The sequence below is a fragment of the Streptomyces viridifaciens genome (assembly GCF_001888885.2).
In the GTDB taxonomy this organism is placed as follows: Bacteria; Actinomycetota; Actinomycetes; order Streptomycetales; family Streptomycetaceae; genus Kitasatospora; species Kitasatospora aureofaciens.
In genome coordinates this window covers 87959-109088 of sequence record NZ_CP090842.1, presented here as the reverse complement: position 1 = coordinate 109088, position 21130 = coordinate 87959, and the positions used below count along the sequence as shown (strand labels likewise).

Annotated in this window: 28 protein-coding genes and 1 pseudogene; 10 read left to right on the top strand and 19 right to left on the bottom strand. The window is 75.6% G+C overall.

The annotated features are described in order from the left end of the window. Positions 1–18: 18 nt before the first annotated feature. From BOQ63_RS43315 to BOQ63_RS43305, 3 genes are all read right to left on the bottom strand, one after another. Positions 19–654 carry a flavin reductase family protein gene (locus tag BOQ63_RS43315; RefSeq protein WP_030291080.1) on the bottom strand — a complete coding sequence of 212 codons (636 nt, stop codon included), beginning with the start codon at positions 652–654 and terminating at the stop codon, positions 19–21. A gap of 184 nt (positions 655–838) precedes the next feature. Further along, positions 839–1468, bottom strand: a complete 630-nt coding sequence (locus BOQ63_RS43310) for a carbonic anhydrase (protein WP_223885860.1) — start codon at positions 1466–1468, stop codon at positions 839–841. A 68-nt stretch (positions 1469–1536) separates the two neighbouring features. Then, positions 1537–2628, bottom strand: coding sequence for a PP2C family protein-serine/threonine phosphatase (locus tag BOQ63_RS43305; protein WP_046386318.1), 1092 nt, complete (start codon positions 2626–2628; stop codon positions 1537–1539). A gap of 147 nt (positions 2629–2775) precedes the next feature. Between BOQ63_RS43305 and BOQ63_RS43300 the strand changes: the two genes are divergently transcribed. Together BOQ63_RS43300 and BOQ63_RS43295 are read left to right on the top strand one after the other, a co-directional pair. Beyond that, positions 2776–3141, top strand: coding sequence for a helix-turn-helix transcriptional regulator (locus BOQ63_RS43300; RefSeq protein WP_051747357.1), 366 nt, complete (start codon positions 2776–2778; stop codon positions 3139–3141). Between the two features lie 10 nt (positions 3142–3151). Beyond that, the gene (locus tag BOQ63_RS43295) at positions 3152–3568 is read left to right on the top strand and encodes a VOC family protein (RefSeq protein ID WP_030291088.1); all 417 of its coding nucleotides are present in this window, start codon (positions 3152–3154) and stop codon (positions 3566–3568) included. Positions 3569–3780: 212 nt separating this feature from the next. Here BOQ63_RS43295 and BOQ63_RS43290 read toward each other — a convergent pair whose 3' ends face one another. From BOQ63_RS43290 to BOQ63_RS43270, 5 genes and pseudogenes are all read right to left on the bottom strand, one after another. Then, positions 3781–4572 (bottom strand): MerR family transcriptional regulator, encoded by a 792-nt coding sequence (locus BOQ63_RS43290; protein WP_046386319.1) that lies wholly within the window; start codon positions 4570–4572, stop codon positions 3781–3783. A gap of 71 nt (positions 4573–4643) precedes the next feature. Continuing rightward, the gene (locus BOQ63_RS43285; RefSeq protein ID WP_223885859.1) at positions 4644–5690 is read right to left on the bottom strand and encodes an FAD-dependent monooxygenase; all 1047 of its coding nucleotides are present in this window, start codon (positions 5688–5690) and stop codon (positions 4644–4646) included. Positions 5691–5773: 83 nt separating this feature from the next. Further along, positions 5774–5857: pseudogene (locus tag BOQ63_RS43280) on the bottom strand (hypothetical protein); the annotation flags it as partial. Positions 5858–6294: 437 nt separating this feature from the next. Further along, positions 6295–7152 (bottom strand): BPL-N domain-containing protein, encoded by an 858-nt coding sequence (locus BOQ63_RS43275; RefSeq protein WP_050366257.1) that lies wholly within the window; start codon positions 7150–7152, stop codon positions 6295–6297. 426 nt (positions 7153–7578) lie between these two features. Next, positions 7579–8364, bottom strand: coding sequence for an NAD(P)-dependent oxidoreductase (locus BOQ63_RS43270; protein WP_030291098.1), 786 nt, complete (start codon positions 8362–8364; stop codon positions 7579–7581). 65 nt (positions 8365–8429) lie between these two features. On the opposite strand from BOQ63_RS43270, the gene BOQ63_RS43265 reads away from it, so the two are divergent. From BOQ63_RS43265 to BOQ63_RS43255, 3 genes are all read left to right on the top strand, one after another. Beyond that, positions 8430–9329, top strand: a complete 900-nt coding sequence (locus BOQ63_RS43265) for a LysR family transcriptional regulator (protein WP_030291100.1) — start codon at positions 8430–8432, stop codon at positions 9327–9329. 260 nt (positions 9330–9589) lie between these two features. Beyond that, positions 9590–10150, top strand: coding sequence for a DinB family protein (locus tag BOQ63_RS43260; RefSeq protein WP_072656136.1), 561 nt, complete (start codon positions 9590–9592; stop codon positions 10148–10150). Beyond that, entirely contained in the window at positions 10147–10323 is a 177-nt protein-coding gene (locus tag BOQ63_RS43255; protein ID WP_167395862.1) for a hypothetical protein, read from the top strand. Before BOQ63_RS43260 ends, BOQ63_RS43255 begins: the two co-directional genes overlap by 4 nt. Before the next feature lie 6 nt (positions 10324–10329). Here the strand turns inward: BOQ63_RS43255 and BOQ63_RS43250 are convergent, their stop codons facing one another. Further along, positions 10330–10809, bottom strand: a complete 480-nt coding sequence (locus tag BOQ63_RS43250; protein WP_223885858.1) for a hypothetical protein — start codon at positions 10807–10809, stop codon at positions 10330–10332. Continuing rightward, positions 10809–10952: a hypothetical protein gene (locus BOQ63_RS43245; protein ID WP_223885857.1), complete on the bottom strand. Its 144-nt coding sequence runs from the start codon at positions 10950–10952 to the stop codon at positions 10809–10811. The genes BOQ63_RS43250 and BOQ63_RS43245 overlap by 1 nt, the downstream gene beginning before the upstream one ends. A gap of 31 nt (positions 10953–10983) precedes the next feature. Between BOQ63_RS43245 and BOQ63_RS43240 the strand changes: the two genes are divergently transcribed. Then, complete coding sequence (locus BOQ63_RS43240) at positions 10984–11211, top strand: hypothetical protein (RefSeq protein WP_499504986.1); 228 nt, start codon at positions 10984–10986, stop codon at positions 11209–11211. A gap of 95 nt (positions 11212–11306) precedes the next feature. Here BOQ63_RS43240 and BOQ63_RS43235 read toward each other — a convergent pair whose 3' ends face one another. From BOQ63_RS43235 to BOQ63_RS43220, 4 genes are all read right to left on the bottom strand, one after another. Then, positions 11307–12620, bottom strand: a complete 1314-nt coding sequence (locus BOQ63_RS43235) for an RNA polymerase sigma factor (protein WP_191093525.1) — start codon at positions 12618–12620, stop codon at positions 11307–11309. Further along, complete coding sequence (locus BOQ63_RS43230; protein WP_030290546.1) at positions 12620–13039, bottom strand: YciI family protein; 420 nt, start codon at positions 13037–13039, stop codon at positions 12620–12622. Before BOQ63_RS43230 ends, BOQ63_RS43235 begins: the two co-directional genes overlap by 1 nt. 248 nt (positions 13040–13287) lie before the next feature. Beyond that, entirely contained in the window at positions 13288–13500 is a 213-nt protein-coding gene (locus BOQ63_RS43225; RefSeq protein WP_072656137.1) for a DUF397 domain-containing protein, read from the bottom strand. Between the two features lie 24 nt (positions 13501–13524). Beyond that, complete coding sequence (locus tag BOQ63_RS43220; RefSeq protein ID WP_232543079.1) at positions 13525–14331, bottom strand: helix-turn-helix domain-containing protein; 807 nt, start codon at positions 14329–14331, stop codon at positions 13525–13527. Positions 14332–14576: 245 nt separating this feature from the next. On the opposite strand from BOQ63_RS43220, the gene BOQ63_RS43215 reads away from it, so the two are divergent. Further along, positions 14577–15014 carry an ATP-binding protein gene (locus tag BOQ63_RS43215; protein ID WP_072656138.1) on the top strand — a complete coding sequence of 146 codons (438 nt, stop codon included), beginning with the start codon at positions 14577–14579 and terminating at the stop codon, positions 15012–15014. 192 nt (positions 15015–15206) lie between these two features. Here BOQ63_RS43215 and BOQ63_RS43210 read toward each other — a convergent pair whose 3' ends face one another. Next, the gene (locus BOQ63_RS43210) at positions 15207–15551 is read right to left on the bottom strand and encodes a winged helix-turn-helix domain-containing protein (protein ID WP_030290550.1); all 345 of its coding nucleotides are present in this window, start codon (positions 15549–15551) and stop codon (positions 15207–15209) included. Beyond that, positions 15548–16006, bottom strand: a complete 459-nt coding sequence (locus BOQ63_RS43205; RefSeq protein WP_030290551.1) for a hypothetical protein — start codon at positions 16004–16006, stop codon at positions 15548–15550. Before BOQ63_RS43205 ends, BOQ63_RS43210 begins: the two co-directional genes overlap by 4 nt. A 258-nt stretch (positions 16007–16264) precedes the next feature. Between BOQ63_RS43205 and BOQ63_RS43200 the strand changes: the two genes are divergently transcribed. Further along, a complete protein-coding gene (locus BOQ63_RS43200; protein ID WP_046385794.1) occupies positions 16265–16579 on the top strand; it encodes a hypothetical protein in 315 nt (104 codons plus the stop codon). Between the two features lie 210 nt (positions 16580–16789). On the opposite strand, the gene BOQ63_RS43195 is transcribed toward BOQ63_RS43200, so the two are convergent. The 3 genes from BOQ63_RS43195 to BOQ63_RS43185 all read right to left on the bottom strand — a co-directional run bounded on the left by BOQ63_RS43195 (position 16790) and on the right by BOQ63_RS43185 (position 19370). Continuing rightward, entirely contained in the window at positions 16790–18100 is a 1311-nt protein-coding gene (locus tag BOQ63_RS43195) for an MAB_1171c family putative transporter (protein WP_150475718.1), read from the bottom strand. Next, positions 18097–18660 carry an ImmA/IrrE family metallo-endopeptidase gene (locus BOQ63_RS43190; RefSeq protein ID WP_223885856.1) on the bottom strand — a complete coding sequence of 188 codons (564 nt, stop codon included), beginning with the start codon at positions 18658–18660 and terminating at the stop codon, positions 18097–18099. The genes BOQ63_RS43195 and BOQ63_RS43190 overlap by 4 nt, the downstream gene beginning before the upstream one ends. A 176-nt stretch (positions 18661–18836) precedes the next feature. After that, positions 18837–19370, bottom strand: coding sequence for an XRE family transcriptional regulator (locus BOQ63_RS43185; RefSeq protein ID WP_223885855.1), 534 nt, complete (start codon positions 19368–19370; stop codon positions 18837–18839). Between the two features lie 414 nt (positions 19371–19784). On the opposite strand from BOQ63_RS43185, the gene BOQ63_RS43180 reads away from it, so the two are divergent. Next, complete coding sequence (locus BOQ63_RS43180; RefSeq protein WP_043481481.1) at positions 19785–20012, top strand: hypothetical protein; 228 nt, start codon at positions 19785–19787, stop codon at positions 20010–20012. Between the two features lie 134 nt (positions 20013–20146). Next, positions 20147–21091, top strand: coding sequence for an aldo/keto reductase (locus tag BOQ63_RS43175; protein ID WP_072656490.1), 945 nt, complete (start codon positions 20147–20149; stop codon positions 21089–21091). Positions 21092–21130: the final 39 nt, after the last annotated feature.

Genomic DNA, 21130 nt, shown 5'->3' with positions numbered 1-21130 from the left:
CGGCCAGCGGCGCGGTCCTCACACCGCGGCCGGCAGCCGGCCCGGCATGCGCCAGCCCTCGGCCAGGCGGGAGGGGCTCAGGCGCCGGCCCTCGCCGAAGAACTCGCAGAACTTCATGATCAGCGGGTCCCAGCCGACCGGGTCCACGTAGTGGTCGGTGCCCGGCACGATCAGGCCCTCGTCCACGTGGGCGCGCACCACGGTGACCTCGAACGCCGTGCACCCCTCGTTGCCGGCCAGCGGGGTGGCCGCCTCCACCCGGCACTCCAGCTGCACCGGGCACTCGGCGGCCCGCGGCGCCCGCACCAGCTCGCCGGGCAGCTCGGTCAGCCCGGCGGCGCCGAACTTGTCCCGCTCGTGGCGGTAGCCCTGCTCGCGCCGGTACTCGGCGATGTGCGGGTTGGCGGTCAGCAGCGCGAGGGCGTCGACGGCGTCCACCTGCGCCGCGCAGGGCAGGTTGAGCACGCACTCGCCCTCGCGCCGCAGGTTGGCGCTGGTCTGGGAGCTGTTGCCCAGCCCCAGCACGCACGACTGGCCCAGCCACCAGGCCGAGGACATCGGCGCCAGGTTGGCGCCGCCGTCCTCGTTGCGCGAGCCGATCAGCACCACCGGGGTGCCGAAGTAGAGGACCTTGAGATCGGTGACCTTGTGCACGGGAAGAGCCGTTCCTTGGACCGGGAGACGGGCGGACCGGGAATGATCCGCCGCCGGCCACCGACTCTGCCCCCGCCCGCGCACCGGCGCTGGCGGGGATCGGACATCCAGCTCCCGCCCCTCCCGCCCCTCCCGCCCCTCCCGCCGGTCCCGTGCCCGCCGCCGGCCGGCCGCTTCGGCCCCGTCAGCCGATGCCGCGGGCGGCGACCGTACGGGCCCGGCCGTCGTGCAGCCGGTACGACAGCCCCACCACCGCGAGCCGCCCCTCGGCCACCCGCGAGGCCAGCAGCTGGGAGCGCTCCAGCAGCAGGTCCACGGTCTGGCGGATGTGCTCGTCCACGATCGCCTCCGGCTCCTCGATGCCCGCCGCCCGAGCGGACAGCACGCTCGGCGTCACCCGCTCCACCACGTCCCGCACGAAGCCGCCGGGCAGCCTGCCCTCCAGGGAATCCAGCGCCGCCGCCACCGCGCCGCACGAGTCGTGCCCGAGCACCACCACCAGCGGGCAGTCCAGCACCGCCACCCCGTACTCGACGCTGCCCAGCGCCTCCACACCGGTCACGTGCCCGGCGGTGCGCACCACGAACAGGTCGCCCAGGCCCTGGTCGAAGATGATCTCGGCGGCCAGCCGGGAGTCGGAGCAGCCGAACAGCACGGCGAAGGGCTTCTGACCCGGCGCGAGCGCCGCGCGCCGCCCGGCGTCCTGGTTGGGGTGCTCGGGACTGCCGGCCACGAACCGGGCATTGCCCTCCAGCAGCACCCGCAGGGCCTCGTCGGGGTCGGATATCGGAGCGGACATCGCAGCAGGGATCATGCCAGCCACCCTAGAACGCCCCTGACGGCAGCCGCAGCCGGGCCCCCACCCCCGGGGCGGTGCGGCGCTCAGCGGGCCGGGCGCAGCACCAGCACCGTGACGTCGTCGCGGCTGCGCCCGCCGCTCCAGCGCCGGGCGCACCCGTCCAGCGCCCCCGGCAGCTCGGCGGCCGGGGTGCCGGCCAGCTCCGCCAGGCCCTGCTCGGCCGGGTAGAACGCCCCGGAGGCGTCCTGGGCCTCGGTGATGCCGTCGGTCAGCAGCACCAGCACCCCGCCCTCGGGCAGCGCGAAGCGCTCCATGGTCCGCGGCTCACCGGTCAGCGCCGCCAGGCCCAGCGGGACCCCGGCCGGCAGCCCCACGGCCTCGACCCGCCCGTCGGGGTGCAGCAGGCACGGCGCGAGGTGCCCGCAGTTGACGGCCCGTACGTCGCCGCCGCGCCGCACGCACAGCACGGTGGCGGTGACGAAGCGCTCCGGCTCCCCGCTCTGCACGGCGTAGGCGTTGTGGCGCTCGACCGCCGCCTCCAGGGCGTCGGCCACCGCCGTCAGCTCCGCCTCCCTAAAGGCCGCCTCCCGGAAGGCGCTCAGCACCGCGAAGCCCGTGCCGATCGCGCGCAGGCCCTTGCCCTGCACGTCACCGACCAGCACCCGGGTGCCGTGCGGGGTCTCGGCGACGTCGTACAGGTCACCGCCGATCAGGGTGTCCTCCTCCACCGGCCGGTACAGCCCGAACAGGTCCAGCTCCGCCGTGCGCACCGGCAGCGGCCGCAGCAGCTGGCGCTGCAGCGCCACCGCGCTCTGGCGCATCCGGAACAGCTGGCGCTCGCGCCGCACCCGCCGCGCGCACAGGGCGATCACGGCCGCCTCGGCGGCCACCACGCCCAGCAGGGTGCCCAGCCGGGCCGGCAGGTCCGCGGGCGGGTACAGCGCCGAGTACACCGCCACCACGGCGCTCACCCACACCGAGACGGCCACCGTCTGCGCCACCGTGCCCAGACCCGCCAGCAGCGCGGGCAGGAACACCAGCAGCAGCACCAGCCGGGAACTGGTCCCGCTGGCCGCCTGGGCGAGCAGCACCAGCGCGGTGGCCACCAGCACCCCGACGGCCACCGCCCCGTTACCGGGGGCGCGCGGGGAGAGCGGTTCGTCGTCTGCGGCCACCCTCCAGGATGGTCGGCCCCGCGCGGCCCACGCGAGCGGGCCGCCGCCGGGCGGGGGAGTTCGCCAGGGACACTCGCTAAGGTGAAGGGCGTGCCCACCCGAGTCCCCCTCGACGACCTCGTCCGGCTGCGCCGCGCCCGCGACCGGATGGACCGCGAGTACGACCAGCCGCTGGACGTGCCCGCGCTGGCCGCCACCGCCCTGATGTCGCCCGGCCACTTCTCCCGCAGCTTCCGCGCCGCCTACGGCGAGACCCCCTACAGCTACCTCATGACCCGCCGGATCGAACGGGCCAAGGCCCTGCTGCGGCGCGGCGACCTGAGCGTCACCGACGTGTGCATGGCCGTCGGCTGCACCTCGCTGGGCTCCTTCAGCACCCGCTTCACCGAACTGGTCGGCGAGAGCCCCAGCGCCTACCGCGCCCGCGACCACGCCGACGGCGAACCGATCCCCGCCTGCGTCGCCAAGATCCGCACCCGTCCCGTGCGGCGCACCCAAGGCCGGTTCCCGTAGCGTGACGGGCATGAGCATCGAACTCGCACAGTGCTTCATCGCCGTCGACGACCACGACAAGGCGCTCGCCTTCTACCGCGACGTGCTCGGCTTCGAGGTGCGCAACGACGTCGGATTCGAGGGGATGCGCTGGGTCACCGTCGGCTCGCCCGAACAGCCCGGCGTGGAGATCGTCCTGGAACCCCCGCTGGCCGACCCGCACGCCTGCGAGGACGACCGCCGGGCCGCCGCCGAACTGCTGGCCAAGGGCCTGCTGCGCGGCGTCATCTTCCGCACCGACGACTGCGACGCGACCTTCGAGCGCATCCGCGCCGCCGGCGCCGAGGTCCTCCAGGAGCCGATGGACCAGCCCTACGGCGTGCGCGACTGCGCCTTCCGCGACCCGGCGGGCAACATGCTGCGCTTCAACCAGCCGCGCGGGAAGTAGCCCCGGGCCCGCCGCCGTCGCCGGCGCGGCCCAGGCGGCGCGAGACCAGCCACGCCCGGAGGCCCTGGGCCAGGGCCACGGCGGGCAGCAGCGACCACGGGAGCAGGCCGGCCGCGGCCGGCGGGGGCAGCACGACGGCGGCCACGGCCAGCACCGGCAGGGTGCTCAGCAGGGCGACGCGCGGCCGCAGGTGTCGGGCATCACCGGGGCGGTCATCGCGACACCTGCCGGGCCCGGTCCAGGAAGGCGCGCAGCGCGGCCCAGGCGTCGGCCGGGGCCGCCGGGTCGCCGGACAGGGCGCCCGGGTCCTCGCGCCAGGCGGTGCGCACGGCCGCGGACAGGGTGGTGTCGCCGCCGCTGAAGAGGCGGGAGAGTTCGTCCAGGCGCGCCGCGATGCGCCGCACCCGCGGGTCGGCGGGGTCGGTGCCGGCGGTGCGCAGGGCCTCGGCGCGGCGGTAGAGCTGGGGCCATTCGACCTCCAGCAGGTAGTGGGCGCCCGGGCCCAGGGCGGCGGCGTGGTCGGCGAGGGCGTGCAGCTGGTCCTCGTCGAGGTGGCGGCGCAGGGCCTCGCCGGCCGCCGCACCGGTGGCGCCGACGGCCTGGACCAGGCGCAGCAGCTCGGCGGTGCCGGGGGTGCGTTCGGCGTCGAGTTCGTCCTGCAGGCGGGCGAGGCGTTCGCGCAGGGTGTGCAGGGCGGCCAGGGAGGCCTCGGTGGCGGCCAGGTGCTCGCGCACCAGCCGCCGCGGGTCCACGCCGGCGTCCAGGCAGGTCGCGATGGTCTCCAGCCCCAGGCCCAGGCGGCGCAGCGCGAGGACCTGGTAGAGGCGCACGACGTCCTGCTCGGTGTAGGCGCGGTGGCCGCAGGAGGTGCGCCGGGAGGGGCGCAGCAGGCCGATCTCGTCCCAGTGGTGCAGGGTGCGTACGGTCAGGCCGCTGGCCTCGGCGAGCGGGCCGACCTTCCAGGTCCGTTCCTCGGACCGGGTCTGTTCTTCACGGGAGGGCATGGCACGAGCATTCCTCCTCACGCCGCGTGAGGTGCAAGCCCGGGGCCGCGCCGCAGCGCACGGACACGCCTTCAGGCGGTGCGGGCGGGCAGGGGGTAGTCGGGCAGGGTGATGTCGCCGGCCTTGGCGAACCGGGCGGCCAGGAGGCTGCGCAGCGGCCAGCGGCCCATCCAGCGCATGGAGGCCGCCCGCAGGCGGATCATCAGGGCGCTGTCGGGGGCGTAGCCCTGCACGCCGCCGGGCGGCAGCTCCTGGGCGCGCGCCACGTAGGGGCGCATCAGCTCCTCGTAGCGGGCGTAGGCGGTGGTGAAGTCGCCTGCCGCGGCGGCGAGTTCACCGGCCAGCAGATAGGCGCCGACCAGGGCCAGGCTGGTGCCGAGGCCGGTGAGCGGGCTGGGGCTGTAGCCGGCGTCGCCGAGCAGCGCGGTGCGGCCGCGGCTGTAGCGCCCGAGGTGGATCTGCCCGAAGGAGTCGAAGGCGAAGTCCTGCGCGGTGGCCATGGCGGCGAGCAGGCGCTCCACCTCCCAGCCGGCGCCGGCGAAACGCGCGGCGAGCAGGCGCCGCTGGGCGTGCGCGTCGCGCAGCTCCCCGGCCGGCGGCTCGCAGCGCAAGCCCAGGCAGGCCTTGACCTCGCCGGGCAGCCGGCCCGGCCGGACGCCGGCGACCAGCCCGCCGGGGGCGTTGTACATCAGGAACCAGCCGTCCAGGGCGCGGGCGAGCGCCGGGTCGTGGACGGTGAACCAGCAGTGGTAGCCGCCGAGCGGGCGGTAGTGGTCCTGCTCGGGGCCGAACGCCAGGCGCCGTACCGCCGAGTGCAGCCCGTCGGCGCCGACGACCAGGTGGAAGCGGCGCTGCGGCGCGTTCTCGAAGCGGACGGTGACGCCGCCGGCGTCCTCGGTCAGCGCGGTGACGGTGTCGTCGTACAGGTACTCCACGCCCTCGCTCGCCTCCCGGAGCAGGTCCGCGAGGTCGCCGCGCAGGATCTCGATCTCGGAGACGATGCCCTCGCCCCCGAACAGCTCGACGGGCATCCGGGCGGTGTGCCGGCCGCGGCGGTCCACCAGGGCGACGCCGCGCTGCTCGACGCACAGCGCGCGGGCCCGCTCCATGAGGCCCATGCGCTCGATGACGGTGCGTCCGGCGCCAGGTCGACGGCCTGCCCGCCGGGGCGCGGCCCGGGGGCCCGCTCGACGACGGTGGGGCGAAAGCCGTGGCGGCGCAGCCAGTGGGCGAGGGCGGGGCCGGCGATGCCGGCGCCGCAGATGAGGATGTCGGTGTTCTCCACGCCCGCCACCGTACGCCGTACGCGCGAGGCTCAACAAGGCTTGTTCTACGGTTACTTGAGATCCTGCACTAGTGCACCAGGGTGGTTCCGGGGCGGCGTCGAACGCGCTCGGGGGCAGCGGGGGAGGGTCTGCGCAGGCGGGGGGCGTGCCGGGCCGGGCCGGGTGCACTAGTGCGGGCTGGCTGGCAGGGCGGGGCGGTACGGCTCGGTACAGGAACGGCGGGGCGGGCAGCCCCGGCCCGGGCGCCGGGGCGCGCCCCATCAGCCAGGCCGGCAGGACGTGCCGCGGGGCCCGGGCCGGCGGCCGCGCCGTGCCGGGGTCGTGGGCCGCGCCGAGGTCGTACGCGGCGGCGCTGTCGGTGGCCCGCAGCCGTACGGCGGGGGGCTCCCGGCGTCCGTCCATGGACGAAAGGGCAGGGCGCCGGGGGCGGCGGGGGTCAGGGCGCCGGTGCGGCGGTGGCCGCGGGTGCGGTGGCCATCAGGGTGTTCAGCAGGTCCTTGCCCAGCGCCAGGCCGGTCTGCGACTCGTTGGGCAGCTTGTAGTCGCGGTACCACTCCGAGGGTGCCTCCGGGTGCGGGCCGCTGACCGCGATCCGCCCGGCGCCGTAGGAGGCGACCACGGCGGCGGCCCGGCCGTTGGTGTAGCGGGCCAGCACCTCCGCCCCCGGGCCGTCCACGTCGAAGTACGGGCCGTCCTGGAAGTACATCTTCTGCGGCTGCCCGCGCCACAGGACGTCGAGCAGGTGGTCCTGCTCGTCGGTGACGGCGGCGTTCCGGGAGCTGATGTACTGGCCGGAGTCGCCCGGCAGGAGGCCGTAGCCCGGTTCGCTGCCCGCCAGGTAGCCGCCCATGCACAGGCCCAGGTAGTGCCCGCCGCCGCGCACGTAGGAGCGCACCAGCTCCGGGGAGAAGCCCGGGTCGCGCTGCAGCAGGCTCCACGCGGTGCTCACCTCCTGCCCGTTGGTGCCGCCCGGCTGCACGTACAGGGCCGCGCCGGACAGCGCGTCCGGGCCGAAGCGGGCCTGTTCGTCGGGCCCGATGTAGCGCACCGTGAAGCCGTCGGTCTCCAGCATGTCGTGCGCGGCCTCGGGGCAGCCGTCGCAGGCCGCCGGGCCCCGGTAGACCAGGGCCAGCGGGCGGCCGTCGGGATCCTGCGCGGCCTTGCCGACCCTGGCCGCCCCGCCCGTCGGGTCGGCGTCGTCGCTGCCGCTGCCGGACGGGGGTGCCCCGCAGGCCGTCGCCACCAGTACCGCCAGCGCCAGCGCCAGCGCCGTGGTGACCCGTTCAGCCCTCATGACCTGCACTCCTGTCGCCCTCCCCGGCCTTGCTTCGTACCCTGTTACGACGCTACGTGCCGCCTGCCCCCGCTTGCACACCGGCCACCCTGATCGGGTGAACGCGGGACCGGTGGTTGACGGGTGCGGGCACTCCCCGGCAGCCGGGGCGGGCCGTGGGCGCCGGTCGGCGGCCCGCAGGCGGTCACCGCCGGGCCCTGCCCGGCGATGCGCCCGCTGCCCGGCGGCGCCATCGCCCCGCCCACGCGCTCGGGCGGCGTGATCCGCCCGGCCAGGGCGGGGCGGGGCCGCCCGGCTCCCGGACGCCCTGGTCCCCGACCGCGTCCCCCTGCTCGGCCCCGACCACCCTCGACGCCCGCCCCCTGCGCGCAGACCCGCCTCGCCGCCCGCCGCCCGCGCGCAGACCTGAGGTGTCCGGAAACCCGGCTACTCCTCCCGCAGCGCCCCCACCACCGCCGACAGGTCCCGGTCCGCGATCGACGGGTCCGCCAGCAGCACCTGCCGGGCCGCCGACAGCACCGGGCCCCCGCCCGCCAGGGCGAGGTCCTTGGCGGCCAGCCGCACCGGGAAGTCCGACTCGGCGCTGCGCGCCCGGGCCAGGGCCCCCGCCAGCGGACCGGCCGACAGCACCTCCAGCGCCACCTCCCGCGGGACGCCCAACTCGCCGGCCACCGCCAGGACTTCGGAGAGCACGGTGACGCAGGCCACGATCCCGCCGATCACCACCACCTTCAGCGCCGCCCCCGCGCCCGGGCCGCCGCAGCGCCGCACCCGGCCGAGCTGGGCCAGGACGGGTTCGGCGCGCTCCAGGTCGGCGTCCTCGCCGCCCGCGAGGATGCCCAGGTCGCCGGTGGTCGCAGGGCCGACGCTGCCGACCACCGGGGCGTCCACCAGGGCGACGCCGTCCGGCAGTTGGGCGCGCAGCCCGGCGACGGCCCGCGGGCCGATCGAGGACATGTCGATCCACAGCGTGCCCGGGGCCAGCGCGGGCGTGAACCGCCCGGCGACCTCGGCCGCGGCCTGCGGGTCGGACAGCATGGTGACGACGACGTCGGCCCCGGCGACGGCCTCGGCCGGGCTCGCGGCCTCGGTGAGGCCGTCGGCGCGGCCCGGGGAGCGGTTCCAGACGGTCAGCGGGTAGCCGGCGGCGGCCAGGCGACGGGCCATCGGCTGCCCCATCCGGCCCAGGCCCAGAAAGGCGATCTTTTCCATGGCCGCAACGCTAGGCAGTCCCGAGCCAGGCGACAAGCGAATGTCCGGCATGGTATCCATGCGCAATGGACATGGCTTGGCTGGACGTCTTCCGCACCGTCGCCCACCTGGGCTCCTTCACCGCCGCCGGGGAGCGCCTCGGTTTCACCCAGTCCGCGGTCTCCCGTCAGATCGCCACCCTGGAAGCCGAGTTGGGCGCCCAGCTGTTCGACCGTCTGGCCCGCGGGGTGCGGCTGACCGAACACGGGCGCACCCTGCTCCCGCACGCCGAAGCCCTGCTGGAACGCCTCGACACCACCCGGCGCGACCTCGTCGCCCTCACCGAACTGGGCGCCGGGCGCCTCCGGGTGGGCGCCTTCGACAGCGCCAACGCCGAACTCGTCCCCAGCGCCCTCGCCGCCTTCCGTGCCGCCCACCCGCGGGTGGAGATCGCCCCCACCGAAGGGCTCACCGCCCACCTGCTGGAGCGGCTCGCCGACGGCGCGATCGACCTCGCCGTCGTCGCCTCCTACACCCGCGACGCCGAAGCCGCCTACGACACCGAGCAGTTCGACGTGCGGCCCCTGCTGGACGACCCGGTCCTGGTCGCCCTGCCCCCCGGGCACCGCCTCGCCACCCGGCGCCGCCTGCGGCTGGCCGAACTCGCCGACGAACCCTGGATCGCCGCCAGCCGCCACCCCGAGTCCACCCTCCTCGCGGCCTGCGTCCGCAGCGGCTTCCAGCCCCGCATCGAATACGCCGTCGGCGCCTGGACCGCCAAACTCGGCCTGGTCGCCGCCGGACTGGGCCCCACCCTCATCCCCTCCCTCGCCGCCCGCGCCGCCCGCCCCGACGTCACCCTGGTCCCCCTCCACCCGGACGACACCCCCGTGCGCCACGTCTGCACCGCCACCCGCCGCGGCCGGCGGATCGCCCCCGCCGTCGCCGCCTTCACGGGGTTCCTGCGGGCCGCGGCGGGAAACTGACCTGACCGGGCGGCCCCGACCGGGTGCCCCTTCGGCCTCGGCCCCGCCCCGGCGGGCGAGGGCGGTGCCGTCCGTCGGCCGCCCCCGGTGAAGGTCGGTCACGGGCCGCTCCTGGGCTCCCACCAGTGGCTCAGGCGCGCACGCATCGACGGGATGCCGGGCCGCTTCCCGCCGGTGCCCCGCGAGAGCGCCCGGTCACGGCCCGCCGCCCGCCGTAAACCCTTTGACGGGAAGGGGCGGTGGCGGGTGAGCATGCCGGTATGACCGAGCGACTTGAGCGATGGACCCAGGCGACCGTTTACCCCGACATGTGGGCCGACCCGGCCGACGATCCGCGCAACAGCGAAGGCACCTCCCCGGACGGCGAACTCGCCACCCTCGAGGACTATCTGGCCAACTACCGGCTGACCCTGCGGATGAAGTGCGAGGGCCTGGACGCCGAGCAGCTGGCCCGGCGCTCGGTGCCGCCGTCGACGATGTCGCTGCTCGGGCTGGTGCGCCACCTCGCGCGGGTGGAGCGGGACTGGCGGAACTGGATCACCGAGGACGAGCCGCTGGCGAAGCTGTACGGCGCGCGGGACGCGGACTTCGACGAGGCGGTGGCCGATCCCGCGGTGGTCGAGGCCGCCTGGCGCGACCTGGAGCGCGAACAGGCGGCACTGGACGCCGAGTTGGCCGCCCACACGGATCTGGGGGAGCGGCTCGGCAGGCAGGGCATCGCGGTGCGGGAGCTGCAGGTGCACCGCGTCGAGGAGTACGCCCGCCACTGCGGGCACGCCGACCTGCTGCGCGAGTGCGTGGACGGCCGGGTGGGCCAGTGACGCCCGCCGGGGCGGCGGGCACCCCGGCGGCCCCCGACGGCCCCCAGGACACCCCGCACGGCAGCCCGCACGTCATCGAGGGCTCCGGCCACATGCCGCACGAGGAGCAGCCCGCCGCCTTCAACCGGCTGCTGCGCGCCGTGGTGCGGGAGATGGCGGGCGCGGCGGTGTGAGGGGGGTCAGGTGCCGCGGCGGTGGCGCTCGAACTCCTCGGGGGTGCGCACCCCGCCGTCCAGGACGGCGCGGTAGACGTCCCAACCGCGCACGGTGCGGCCGTAGTCGGGGTTGTGGGCCCAGGCGTGCTTGATGCGCAGGATCGCGGTGCGGGCCTGCGGGGTCAGCCGTGGGGGCAGCTCGCGCAGGTGGGCGAGGTCGGGCTGGCGGGCGGGGTCGTCGACGAACCACAGGTCGAGCGTCCAGTCCCGGCCTTCCGGGGGGCAGGGGGAGTGGGAGGCGGGGGAGCGGTAGGACGGGCCGAGGTAGAGGCCGTCCGGGTAGGCGTCGGGGTCCTCGTTCCAGGCGCCGGTGTCGTTGCGCAAGCGCACCTGCCGCACCCGCTCGTGCACGGCCAGGCGGGCGCCCAGGGCGGCGACCCGCTCGTGGGCGGCGGTGTCCAGGCGCGGGCACACCACGGTGACGTCCAGGTCCCGGCGCACCATCAGCCCCAGCGCCGAACCGCCCACCCGCACCGGCGTGCCGAGGGCGCCGAGCCGGCTGTTTCCAGGCCCAGGTCGGCGTGGACCGCGTCGGCTTCCGCCTGCAGGGCTGCCTGGTGGCGCAGGAGCTCCTCGTCCGTCGTCATCGGGCCAGTGTGCCAGTGTGCCAGTGTCCCCATGCGCCGGGGGCCGGGGCCGGGGCCGGGGCCGGGGCCGGGGGGCGAGGGGGCCGGGGGCGGGCCGGTGCCTCGACGGGCCGGGGCGGGCGGGGTGTGGAACGGTGGAAGACCGGGGGGCCTGGCTGTGAGAGCCGCGAGAGGAGTCGCCATGTCGTCCAAGCGCCGCCGCAAGAAGAAGGCCCGGGCCCGGCGCGGGGCCAACCACGGCCGCCGCCCCCAGAGCTGAGCGGCTGAGCGGCCCGGCCCTGCGGCTGCGGGGCCGGGCGGGCCCGGCGCGGGGCCGTCCGCGTCCGGCGCAACTCCCGTCCTGTGACCGGGTGATCACTCCCCGGTGTCGAGTGCGGCCGCCTTGCGCAGCAGCACGGCGCGCTCGCGGGTGTTGCGGCACAGCCGGGCGGCGAGCTCCAGTTCGGCCCGGGCCTCGGCGGTGCGGCCGAGGCGGGCCAGGAGTTCGCCGCGCACGCCCGGCAGCAGGTGCGAGCCGGACAGCCGGCCGGAGACGGCCAGGTCGTCGACCAGGGCGAGCGCCTGGCGCGGCCCCTCGGCCATCGCGACGGCCACCGCCCGGTTGAGCTCGACCACCGGGGACGGCGCGACCCGGCCGAGCGCCTCGTAGAGCAGCACGATGCGCTCCCAGTCGGTCCGCGCCACCGAGGGCGCCGCCGCGTGGCAGGCGGCGATCGAGGCCTGCAGCCCGTACGGGCCAAGACCGCGGCCCAGGCTCGCGGCCCGGCCCAGCGCGGCCAGGCCGCGGCGGATCGCGGAGCGGTCCCAGCGGCGCCGGTCCTGGTCCTCCAGGAGCACCGCCTCCCCGTCCGGCCCGGTGCGGGCCGGGAAGCGGGCGGCGGTGAGCTCGAACAGGGCGAGCTGCCCGTGCACCTCCGGCTCGCAGGGCAGCAGGGCGGCGAGCATCCGGGCCAGCCGTAGGGCCTCGTGGGCGAGGTCGGGGCGCAGCAGGTCCTCGCCGGCGGTCGCCGTCGAGCCCTCCGTGAAGATCACGTACAGGACGCTCAGGACCGCGCCGAGCCGGGTGCGCCGCTCCTGCTGCGGGGGCAGCTCGAAGGGGACGTGCGCGGCGGCGATGGTCTTCTTCGCCCGGGTGATCCGGGCCTGGACGGTGGGCACCGGCACCAGGAACGCGCGGGCGATCTCCTCGCTGGACAGTCCGCCCACCACGCGCAGGGTCAGCGCCACCCGGGCCTCGGGGGAGAGCACGGGGTGGCAGGCGGTGAACATCAGGGCGAGGACGTCGTCGTCGACGCGGTCCGGGTCCCACGGCAGGTCGTCCGGCTGCTGGGGTGCGCCCGCCGCGCCCGCGCTGAACTCGCCCTCGGCGAGCGGGCCCGCGAGTGCGGCGTAGCGCTCGTCGAGGGCCGAGGCGCGGCGGAAGGCGTCGATGGCGCGGCGCCGGGCGGTGGCCAGCAGCCAGCCCACCGGGCTGGCCGGCGGGCCGTCGCGCTCCCAGCTGACCAGGGCCTGCGCCAGCGCCTCCTGCGCGACGTCCTCGGCGAGCGCGAAGTCCCCGGTGTAGCGGGCGAGCGCGCCGACGATCCGTGCGGACTCGATGCGCCACACGGCCTCGACGGCCCGCCGGGCGGACTCGCCGCCCGGCGGGAGGTCGGTTGCCGCGGGCATCAGAGCTGGCCGGTGCGCTCGCGCCAGGCCCGCTCCTTGACGATCCACTCGTTGTCCTGCGGGAACTCCTCGATGCCCGGCACCCGGCGCACCTCGCACTTGGAACCGGGGAACGCGGGCATCCGCTTGGCCCACTCGACGGCCTCCTCCTTGGAGGCGACGTCGAGGATGTAGAAGCCGCCGAACAGCTCCTTGGTCTCCCCGTACGGGCCGTCGGTGACCACCGGGGCCTCACCGCCGAAGTCGACCACCGCGCCCTGCGACGGGTCGTCCAGCCCCTCGGCCGCCACCAGCACGCCCGCCCGGATCAGCTCCTCGTTGAAGCGCCCCACGGTCTCCAGCATCTCCTCGAACGGCGTCTCCATCATCTTCGCCACGGACTCGTCCGTGCCCCGCATGATCAGCATGTACTTCGCCATCTCAACCTCCTCGAACGGGGTCGCCTGCCGACCCTCTCCACCCCAAGGTCGAACGGCGCGGCCGCGGATCGACACGGTGGGCGAAGACGGACCATATTCCTTTCCGCCGCCCCTCGCCCGACAGGAAGCGCGTCGCTGCGCAGGACGTCGGACCGGCCCGACTTCCTGCGTGCGCGGGCTCCGGGACGGCGGCGCGTGAGGTGTGGTGTCGGCGGCTGCCGAGGGATGGGGCGCCGATCTGCTGCCGGTCAGTGCCGTACGCGGAACTCCCCCGCGCGGACAGCGGTGATGAAGGCCGTCCAGGCATCGGGGGTGAAGAGGAGGCACGGCCCCTGCGGGTCCTTGGAATCGCGGACGGGAAGCAACCCCGGGAACCCGTCCGCCACTTCGACGCAGGCCCCGGTCTCTCCACTGAACGAGCTCTTCCGCCAGTTCGCACCGCTGAGATCGGGAGTGGACACCTTCAGTACCTCCGGTCGATACCGCTACAGCTCTCGTATGACCCGAGTGAGCAGGTCGAGGCTCTCGGAGGCACTCAACGCACTCGAACGCAACGAGTCGAACGTGAGCGTATAGGCAGACGTCTCCTCGGGCTTCTCCATGTAGAGCATGCCTGCCTGGTGCTCCACACACGCCACGTCGGAGAAAGCGGCTGTGGAGAAGCTGAAGAGCACGAACGAGCCCATGATTCCGGCATGGGCTCCCGCGGTGAAGGGCAGCACCTGGAGGTCGATGTTCGGGCGGTCGGCCAACTTCCGTAGATGGTCCAGCTGTTTCCGCAGGACGTGCACGCCGCCTACGTGCCCTCGAAGCGAGGCTTCTCCCAGGATCACGCTGAGCCGCGGCGGCTCAGCGTGATCCAGCACCTTCTGCCGTTGCAGGCGAACTGCCACGAGCTCGTCGATCCGCTCCGGAGGGATGTCGAACGGCGATGCCCGGTAGACGGCTCGCGCGTAGTCCGCCGTCTGCAACAGCCCTGCCACCATCATCGGCTGGAACGAGCGGATGTGGCTGGCGCTCTCTTCGTAATCGATGTAGTCGACGTACGACGGTGGCGTGATATCGAACCGCTGTGCCCAACCACGTTCAGAACCCTGCCGGTTGAGCGCGACCACTTCCTCCACATAAGCCGGATCGTCCACGCCGTAGAACGTGAGCAGGTCTCGCAGCTCGCTGCTGGAGATCGGCAGCCAGGCATTCTCCATCCGACTGATCTTGGAGCGATGGCAGTCGATGCGCGCCGCGGCCTCATCCGGAGTCTTGTCCGCCGCCTCGCGGTGGCGGATGAGCAAGCTTGCTACGCGGCGACGACGGACCGAGGGCCGCGGTTGGCCCATGTGATCAACTCCCCATCAAGAAGCGGAACTGATGCCAGATTACTCGGAAATCAAGATCGGAAAATGTTCCATCAGGAAATCTTGCGAATGATCTTCCGGTGGGCGCATGCTACTCACGGTCGATGAGGTGAACACTCTCTGCGATCGACCGCCGGGTATCCCTTTGCCCGATCCGCATCCCCACCGGAGGTGGCTCCGCCATGCCTGAAACTGACGCGCCCGTCGGTCCGACCGCCGTCCGCAGCTGCTGGTTCCCGCGATCCTGCCGCTCGCCGTTGCTCGCGCGGCGGATGCTGCGCGAGCTGCTCGCCACTGTGCCGGGCGGCGACCGCTACTCGGAGGTCGGCGAGTTGCTCGCCACGGAGCTGGTGGGCAACGCCGTGCTGCACTCGGGCATGCCGGGCCGGCTGATCCGGGTGTCCTTCGACGTCGACGCCATCCGGCTGCGCATCGAGGTCCACGACGCGAGCGACCGGCCCCCGCTTCCGCAGCAGCCCGATCCCACGGCCGGGTGCGGGCGCGGGCTGCTCCTCGTGGAAGCCCTCGCCACGCAATGGGGCCACTTCCCGCGCCCGGGCGGTGTGGGGAAGGTGGTGTGGTGCGAGTGCGCAGCCGCGCCACTCGTGGTGAAGCCGTGAGTCCGATAGGCCGCAGGGCGGGGCCGCGGTGGTGTCCACGGCCCCGCCCTGTCCAGTGGACCCCCCGCGCGGAGCGAAGGGTGGGTCTGCGTCGCTGCTTCGGCCGACCGCAGCAGCGAGGGCATCGTCCGGACTCTCGCGCGGGAAGTCGGCCCGGCCGACTTCCCGCGCAGCGGGCGGAGGCGGCCCGGGTCAGGGCTGGGGCGGGTGGTGGTCCAAGGTGGCGGCCAGGGCGGTGGCGGTGGCGGCGATGCGTTGCAGTTCGGCCAGGTGGGCGGCCAGGGCGCGGCGGCCCTCGGGGCTGAGGCGCAGCCAGGTGCGGGGGCGTTTGCCGACGTAGCCGCGGCGGACCTTGACGTAGGAGGCGGCCTCCAGGGTGCTGACCACCTTGCTCAGCGCCGACTCCGAGACCCCGCAGTTCTCCCGTACGGTACGGAACTCCGCCTCGGCGCAGCCGGAGAGGAAGGCCACCACGGTGAGCCGGGTGGGCTGGTGGATCAGCTCGTCGAACGCCGGGGCGGGCGGTTCGGCGTTCACTCGGCGCCCGCCCGCGCCCGCTTGCGGCGCAGCAGCAGCAGGTGGGCGAGGCCGCAGGTGGGGCCGAGGGCGAGCAGGAACCCGGCAGGGCCGTACGACAGGGCCAGCACCCCGGACACGGCCAGCGCCGGCAGGTGGGCCGCCGCGGCCGGGAACCAGGCGCCCGGGCGCGGCAGGGCCGGGACGATCCCGGGCCGGTGCTCGACCCGGTGGCTGACCACGACGTGGCCGATCAGGGCCGCAGCCGCGGCCAGTTGCAGTCCGGCGGCCGGCAGCCAGAGCCGTTCCGGCAGCAGGACCGACAGACCGAACAGGACGAACCCCAGCGCGAACAGCCCGGCGGCCGTCGCCGGGTACCAGCCCGGCAGCGGACGGGGACGGGCCGCCGCCCGGGCCCGGCGCGCGGTGCGCAGGGCGGCGAGGGCATCCGCGGGGTCGACGTGGTGAACTGCCATCAGGTCTCCAACTCGGTTGTTCCCTGGCGCGGTTGTGCGGTGCCCCGCGATCCTGGCATTTACTTTCCCACCGGGCAAGTACTAGCGTGGCGGGCATGCGCACGGGGGGAGGCGAGGGCTCGACCCGCGACGACGCCGCAGCCGGAGCAGGCCGAACGGGCCGGAGCAGGCCGGACAGGCCGGCGGCGAACCGGCGACTCGGGGGGCCGGACCGCGGATGCGCTACCACGACCCTGAACGGAAGAAAGAGGAACCACCGTGTTCAACCCGCTGTCCAACCGCGCCAAGCCGGCCAACCTCGAAGCCCTCCAGGCAGCCCTGCAGGCCGCCCTGGACGCCGCCGACCAGGACGAACTGGCGGGCCTGCGCCGCGCGATCCGGATCGTGGAGGACTTCGTCCCCGCCGGCGGCGCGGCCGGGGTGGACTGGGCGCGCAACGTCCTGGCGCTGGCCGGCATCGACCCCCGTACGGCCGAGATCAAGGCCGTCCGCGAGCTGCGCACCGCACGCCCCGGCCTGAGCCTCAAGGAGGCCGTCGCGCTGGTCAAGGCGCTGACCGCGCAGGCCGGTTGAGACGCTGCGGCACAACGCCACCGCTGAAGCCGCGGCCGAGGCGCTACGGCGCAGGCGCTACGCCGGGACGGCTAGGGCTGGGTGAGTACCTGGCAGGCAGGGTTCGCGCGCTGTCGCCCGGCGGAGCTCGCCCCCGGCGGAGCTCGCCCCCGGCTTCGCCCGACAGCGGCCCTACGGCTCCAGGCGGGGGTCGTCGACGTCGACGGCGGCTCACCGCAGCGCCCCTGCGGCGCTTGCGGCGCGGGCCCGTTCGGCGCGGGCGCGGGTGCGGACCTCGGCGACGGCGGGGCAGGTGGCGTAGACCCGGGCCAGGTGGGCGAGGTGCTCGGCCTCGCCGTCCATGGTGTCCGTGACGGTCGTCCCGGGCACGGCGGACAGGACGGCTTCCGGTGCGGCGGCTTCCGGTACGGCGCCGGAAGCGGCCAGCTCCAGGGCGGCGGCCAGCGCCGCCGCCTCCGCGGTGGCGGCGGCGTGGTCGCAGGGCGGCGGGAAGCGGCGGGTGGCCTGGTCGAGCCACTGGGCGGTGCGCGGGTCGCAGTGCTGGCGCAGGATCAGGCGCGCGTCGTGGATCTCGATGATCCGCCGGTAGAGCGCGAACTGCGGGTCGCGCGGGGGCAGCGGCAGGCGGGGGGCCGGGTCGAGGGCGATCTGCGGCAGCACGGTGTGCAGGTCGCGCCAGAGCGGGGTGAGCGCCCGGTAGCGGCGGTGGGCGTGCACCCAGCCCCGTACCGCCCCGGCCGCGGCCGGCCACAGCGTACTGCCCAGGCCCGCGGCGATCAGGGCCGCGCACAGCCCGCCCAGGACGGCGCACAGCGTGTCCTCGGGGCCGTCCTGGATGCCGGTGGCGGCCGCGCGCAGCACGTCGTCCATGCTCCAGGCGTTCCACAGCAGCCCGGCCACCAGCCCGCCGGTCAGCAGCCGCAGCCCGGTGCCCAGGCGCCCGGGGCCGGCCGCCCGGGCGCGCCGGACCAGTTCGCGCAGCAGCGCGACCAGGCACACGGTGGTGTGGAGCATGCCCACGGCGGTGTACCCGGCCAGCGCCAGGCGCGCGGACAGCTCGGGACCGACGGTCAGGTCCTCGCCCGACAGGCCCGGCGCGGCCGCGGTGATCAGCGCCAGCCGCAGCCCCAGCACCGTGCCCAGCAGGGCCAGGCCGCCCCGCACCTCGTGGCGGTGCACGGCGCGGGCGGCGTTCCCGGCGGCCTCGGCGTTGCCGGCCTGTGCGGCGTGCGCGGCGGCGTCGGCCGCCCGCAGTGCCGGTGCGAGCAGCCGGATCGCCGCGGCCGCGCCGTCGCGCAGCCCGTCGCCGAGCACGATCGCCAGCACCGCGAGCACCGCAACCCCCGTGCTCTGCACCGCCCGTATCGTCGGCGGGGCGAGCACCAGCAGGGCGGCGCCCAGCAGCGCGGTGCCGTAACAGGTGTAGCGGGCGGTGGCGCGGGAGTCGATGCGGCTGCGCGCGAAGTGGGCGGCGCTCAGCACGAAGAACAGGCCGACGGGGTAGAGGGCCAGGTTGCTCACGGCCGCCCCTCCTTCGGCTCGCCGTCCTCCGGTTCGCCGCCCTTGGGCTCCCCGCTGTCCGTCCGTTCGCCGTCGGCGGGCTGCGGGCCGCGGCCGCTGCTCAGCAGCAGGCCCAGCGCGTCCAGCGAACCGTGGGCCGGGGCCTTCCCCGGACCGCCGGCGGCGTCCGCCCGGTCCGCCCGGTTCAGGATCAGCGAGGCCAGCAGCTCCGCCTCCCGCTCCTGCGGCTCGTCGTAGCTGGTGCGCCCCAGCACCCGCTGCACCAGCGCGGGGGAGAGGTTGGGCAGCAGCGCGGCGGCCGGTGCCAGCGGCGCGGACCCGGCGTGGTCGAGCAGCAGGTGCGCGATCTCGTGCACCAGGATGTGCCGCTGGTGCAGTGCGCCGGTGTCCGCGGCGTACAGGATGTAGTCCGCCTCCAGCGTGGAGACCAGCAGCCCGCAGGGGGCGTGCGGACGGGCCGCCACCGGCAGCAGCTCGATCGGCCGTCCGCGCCGCACGGCGAGCTGCTCCAGCAGCGCCACCGGGTCGAACGGGCGCGGCAGCTCCAGCTGTTCGGCCATCCGGCGACATCGCCGCAGCGTGGACCGGTAGCCCCGGCCACCCCATAAGTCACCCCACAAGCCGAGCTCCCCTCCAGCTCCACCCCTACGCACGTCCCAGGCCCCGGGCCCCGGGCCCCGGGCCCAGCCCGTCCGGGCCCCGGTCGACAGCGCCCGGGGCCGACGGACCCCCGCTCTCAGGACGAGGGGCGTTTGCGCGCCGCGTCCCGGCGGGCGATCACGTCGACCAGTTCGCTGACGGTGTCCAGCCCCTCCGGCGACAGGCCCACCGCCCGCAGCGCCAGGCTGCGCACGCCCGCGTCGCGCAGCGCGCCCAGCAGTGCCAGCTCCTTGGCGATCTCGGCGCCCTGCCGCTCGTCGAAGAAGTACGCGGGCGGGACCTGGAAGAAGTGGGCCAGCGCCTCCAGGTGACGCTTGGTCGGGTTGTCCCGGCGCCCGGTGCGCAGCTGCCACAGGTAGGTGGTGGAGAAGGACTCCCCGGTCGCCTCGCGGCAGGCCCGGGCCACCTCCTCGTTGGTGTACTGCTCGCGGTCGGGGCGGCGGACGGTGTGGAACAGCGCCTCGATCCGGGCCGCGAGCCCGCTCGCCTCCGCGCTCGCCGGAAGGCCCTCGTCCCCGTCCCCGCCCCCGGGGCCGTCCCCGGGGCTGTTCAGCTCCGGTGGAGCGCCCTCGGGTTCCACCTCAACGCCGTCCCCCGTCGACTCCGCCATTCCCCACCTTCCTCACACCCGGGCCCTCCGCGCCGCGACCTCGACGGACGGGCAGGGCCGGCCAGGTCACGATAGCCGAACGGCATCAGCTGGCATGGATCCGAAGATACCCGCAATCAACTCCAGTTGACCCGCGTAACGGCGACTGACATCCTGGACGGGCAGCCCGCGGGCGCCGCCGACCAACCTGATGTCTCATCAGACCACGTCCTGGCGGCGGCTGTTGCCCCGTCGCGCGGCGCCCCGCGTCCCGCACCGCCACCGCCGCCCGCCTCCGCGCCCTCCCGCCGCACCCGCTCTCCGCCCGGGCCGCCCGTACGGCCCGGGCGGCCGCACCGAGCCCGCGTACGCCCCGGAACCGCCCGGTCACCGCCCGGTCGCCGTCCGTCCGCTCCTCCGTGCGTCCCGCATCCGTTGACCCCTGAGGACAGCCGGACGCTCGCCCTGGAACACCGCCCGTGCGGCCGCAGCCGGCAGCCCAACCCGCGCACCACCCCCGGGCCGCTCACCGAACACGACGGCGTGCGCAGCCAGTTGCTCACCAGCAGCGACCGCCACTGGCCGGGCAAGCCGCTGGACTACGTCGACTTCGTGCTGCGCCTGGACCGGCCGGCCACCGGCCCGGGGCGGGGCGGCGGCTAAAGTCCCAGGTGAGCACCCCCGCGCCCGCCCGAGGAGACCCCGCCGTGCCGACCGACCCCGCCGCCACCACGCCCGACGCCGACGCCCGCCCGCAGGCCGCGGGTCCGCACGCCGCGCGCCCGCGGGCCGCGCGCCTGGGACTGGGCACCGCGGCGGTCGGCCGCCCCGGCTACATCACCCTCGGCCGCGCGGACGACCTGCCCGCCGAGCGCACCGTCGAGGCCCTGCGCGAACGCACCCACGCCCTGCTCGAGGCCGCGTACGCCGCCGGTGTGCGCTACCTCGACACCGCCCGCTCCTACGGCCGCGCCGAGGAGTTCCTCGCCCAGTGGCTCGCCGAACACCCCGAGGCCGCGGCCGAGGTGACGGTCGGCAGCAAGTGGGGCTACACCTACACGGCCGACTGGCGCACCAGCGGCGTCGCCGCGCACGAGGTCAAGGAGCACTCGACGGCGGTGTACGACCGCCAGATCCGCGAGACCCGCGCCCTGCTCGGCCCCCACCTGGACGTCTACCTCGTCCACTCGGTCACCGCCGACAGCCCCGCCCTCACCGACCCCGCCCTGCACCGGCGCCTGGCCGGCCTCGCCGCCGAGGGCGTGCGGGTGGGCCTGTCCACCAGCGGCCCCGCCCAGGCCGAGGCCATCCGCCGGGCGCTGGCCGTCACCGTGGACGGCCGCCCGCTGTTCACCGCCGTCCAGGCCACCTGGAACCTGCTGGAGACCTCCGCCGCCCCCGCCCTCGCCGAGGCCCAACGGGCCGGCTGGCTGGTCGTGGTCAAGGAGGGCATGGCCAACGGCCGCCTGGCCGGCCGCAACGCCACCGGCCCCGACACCGCCGCCCTGCGCACCCTCGCCGCCCGCACCGCCACCGCCCCCGACGCCCTCGCCCTGGCCGCAGCCGCCGCCCAGCCCTGGGCCGACGTCGTCCTGTCCGGCGCCGCCACCCTCGACCAGCTCACCTCCAACCTCGCCGCCGCCGAGGTGGTCCTCGGCCCCGAGGACCTCGCCCCGCTGGCCGCGATGGCCGAACCCGCCGAGGACTACTGGCGCACCCGCTCGTCGCTGCCCTGGGCCTGAGGGAGACGGCGGCCCCGCCGCGCCCGGTGTCCGGGGCGG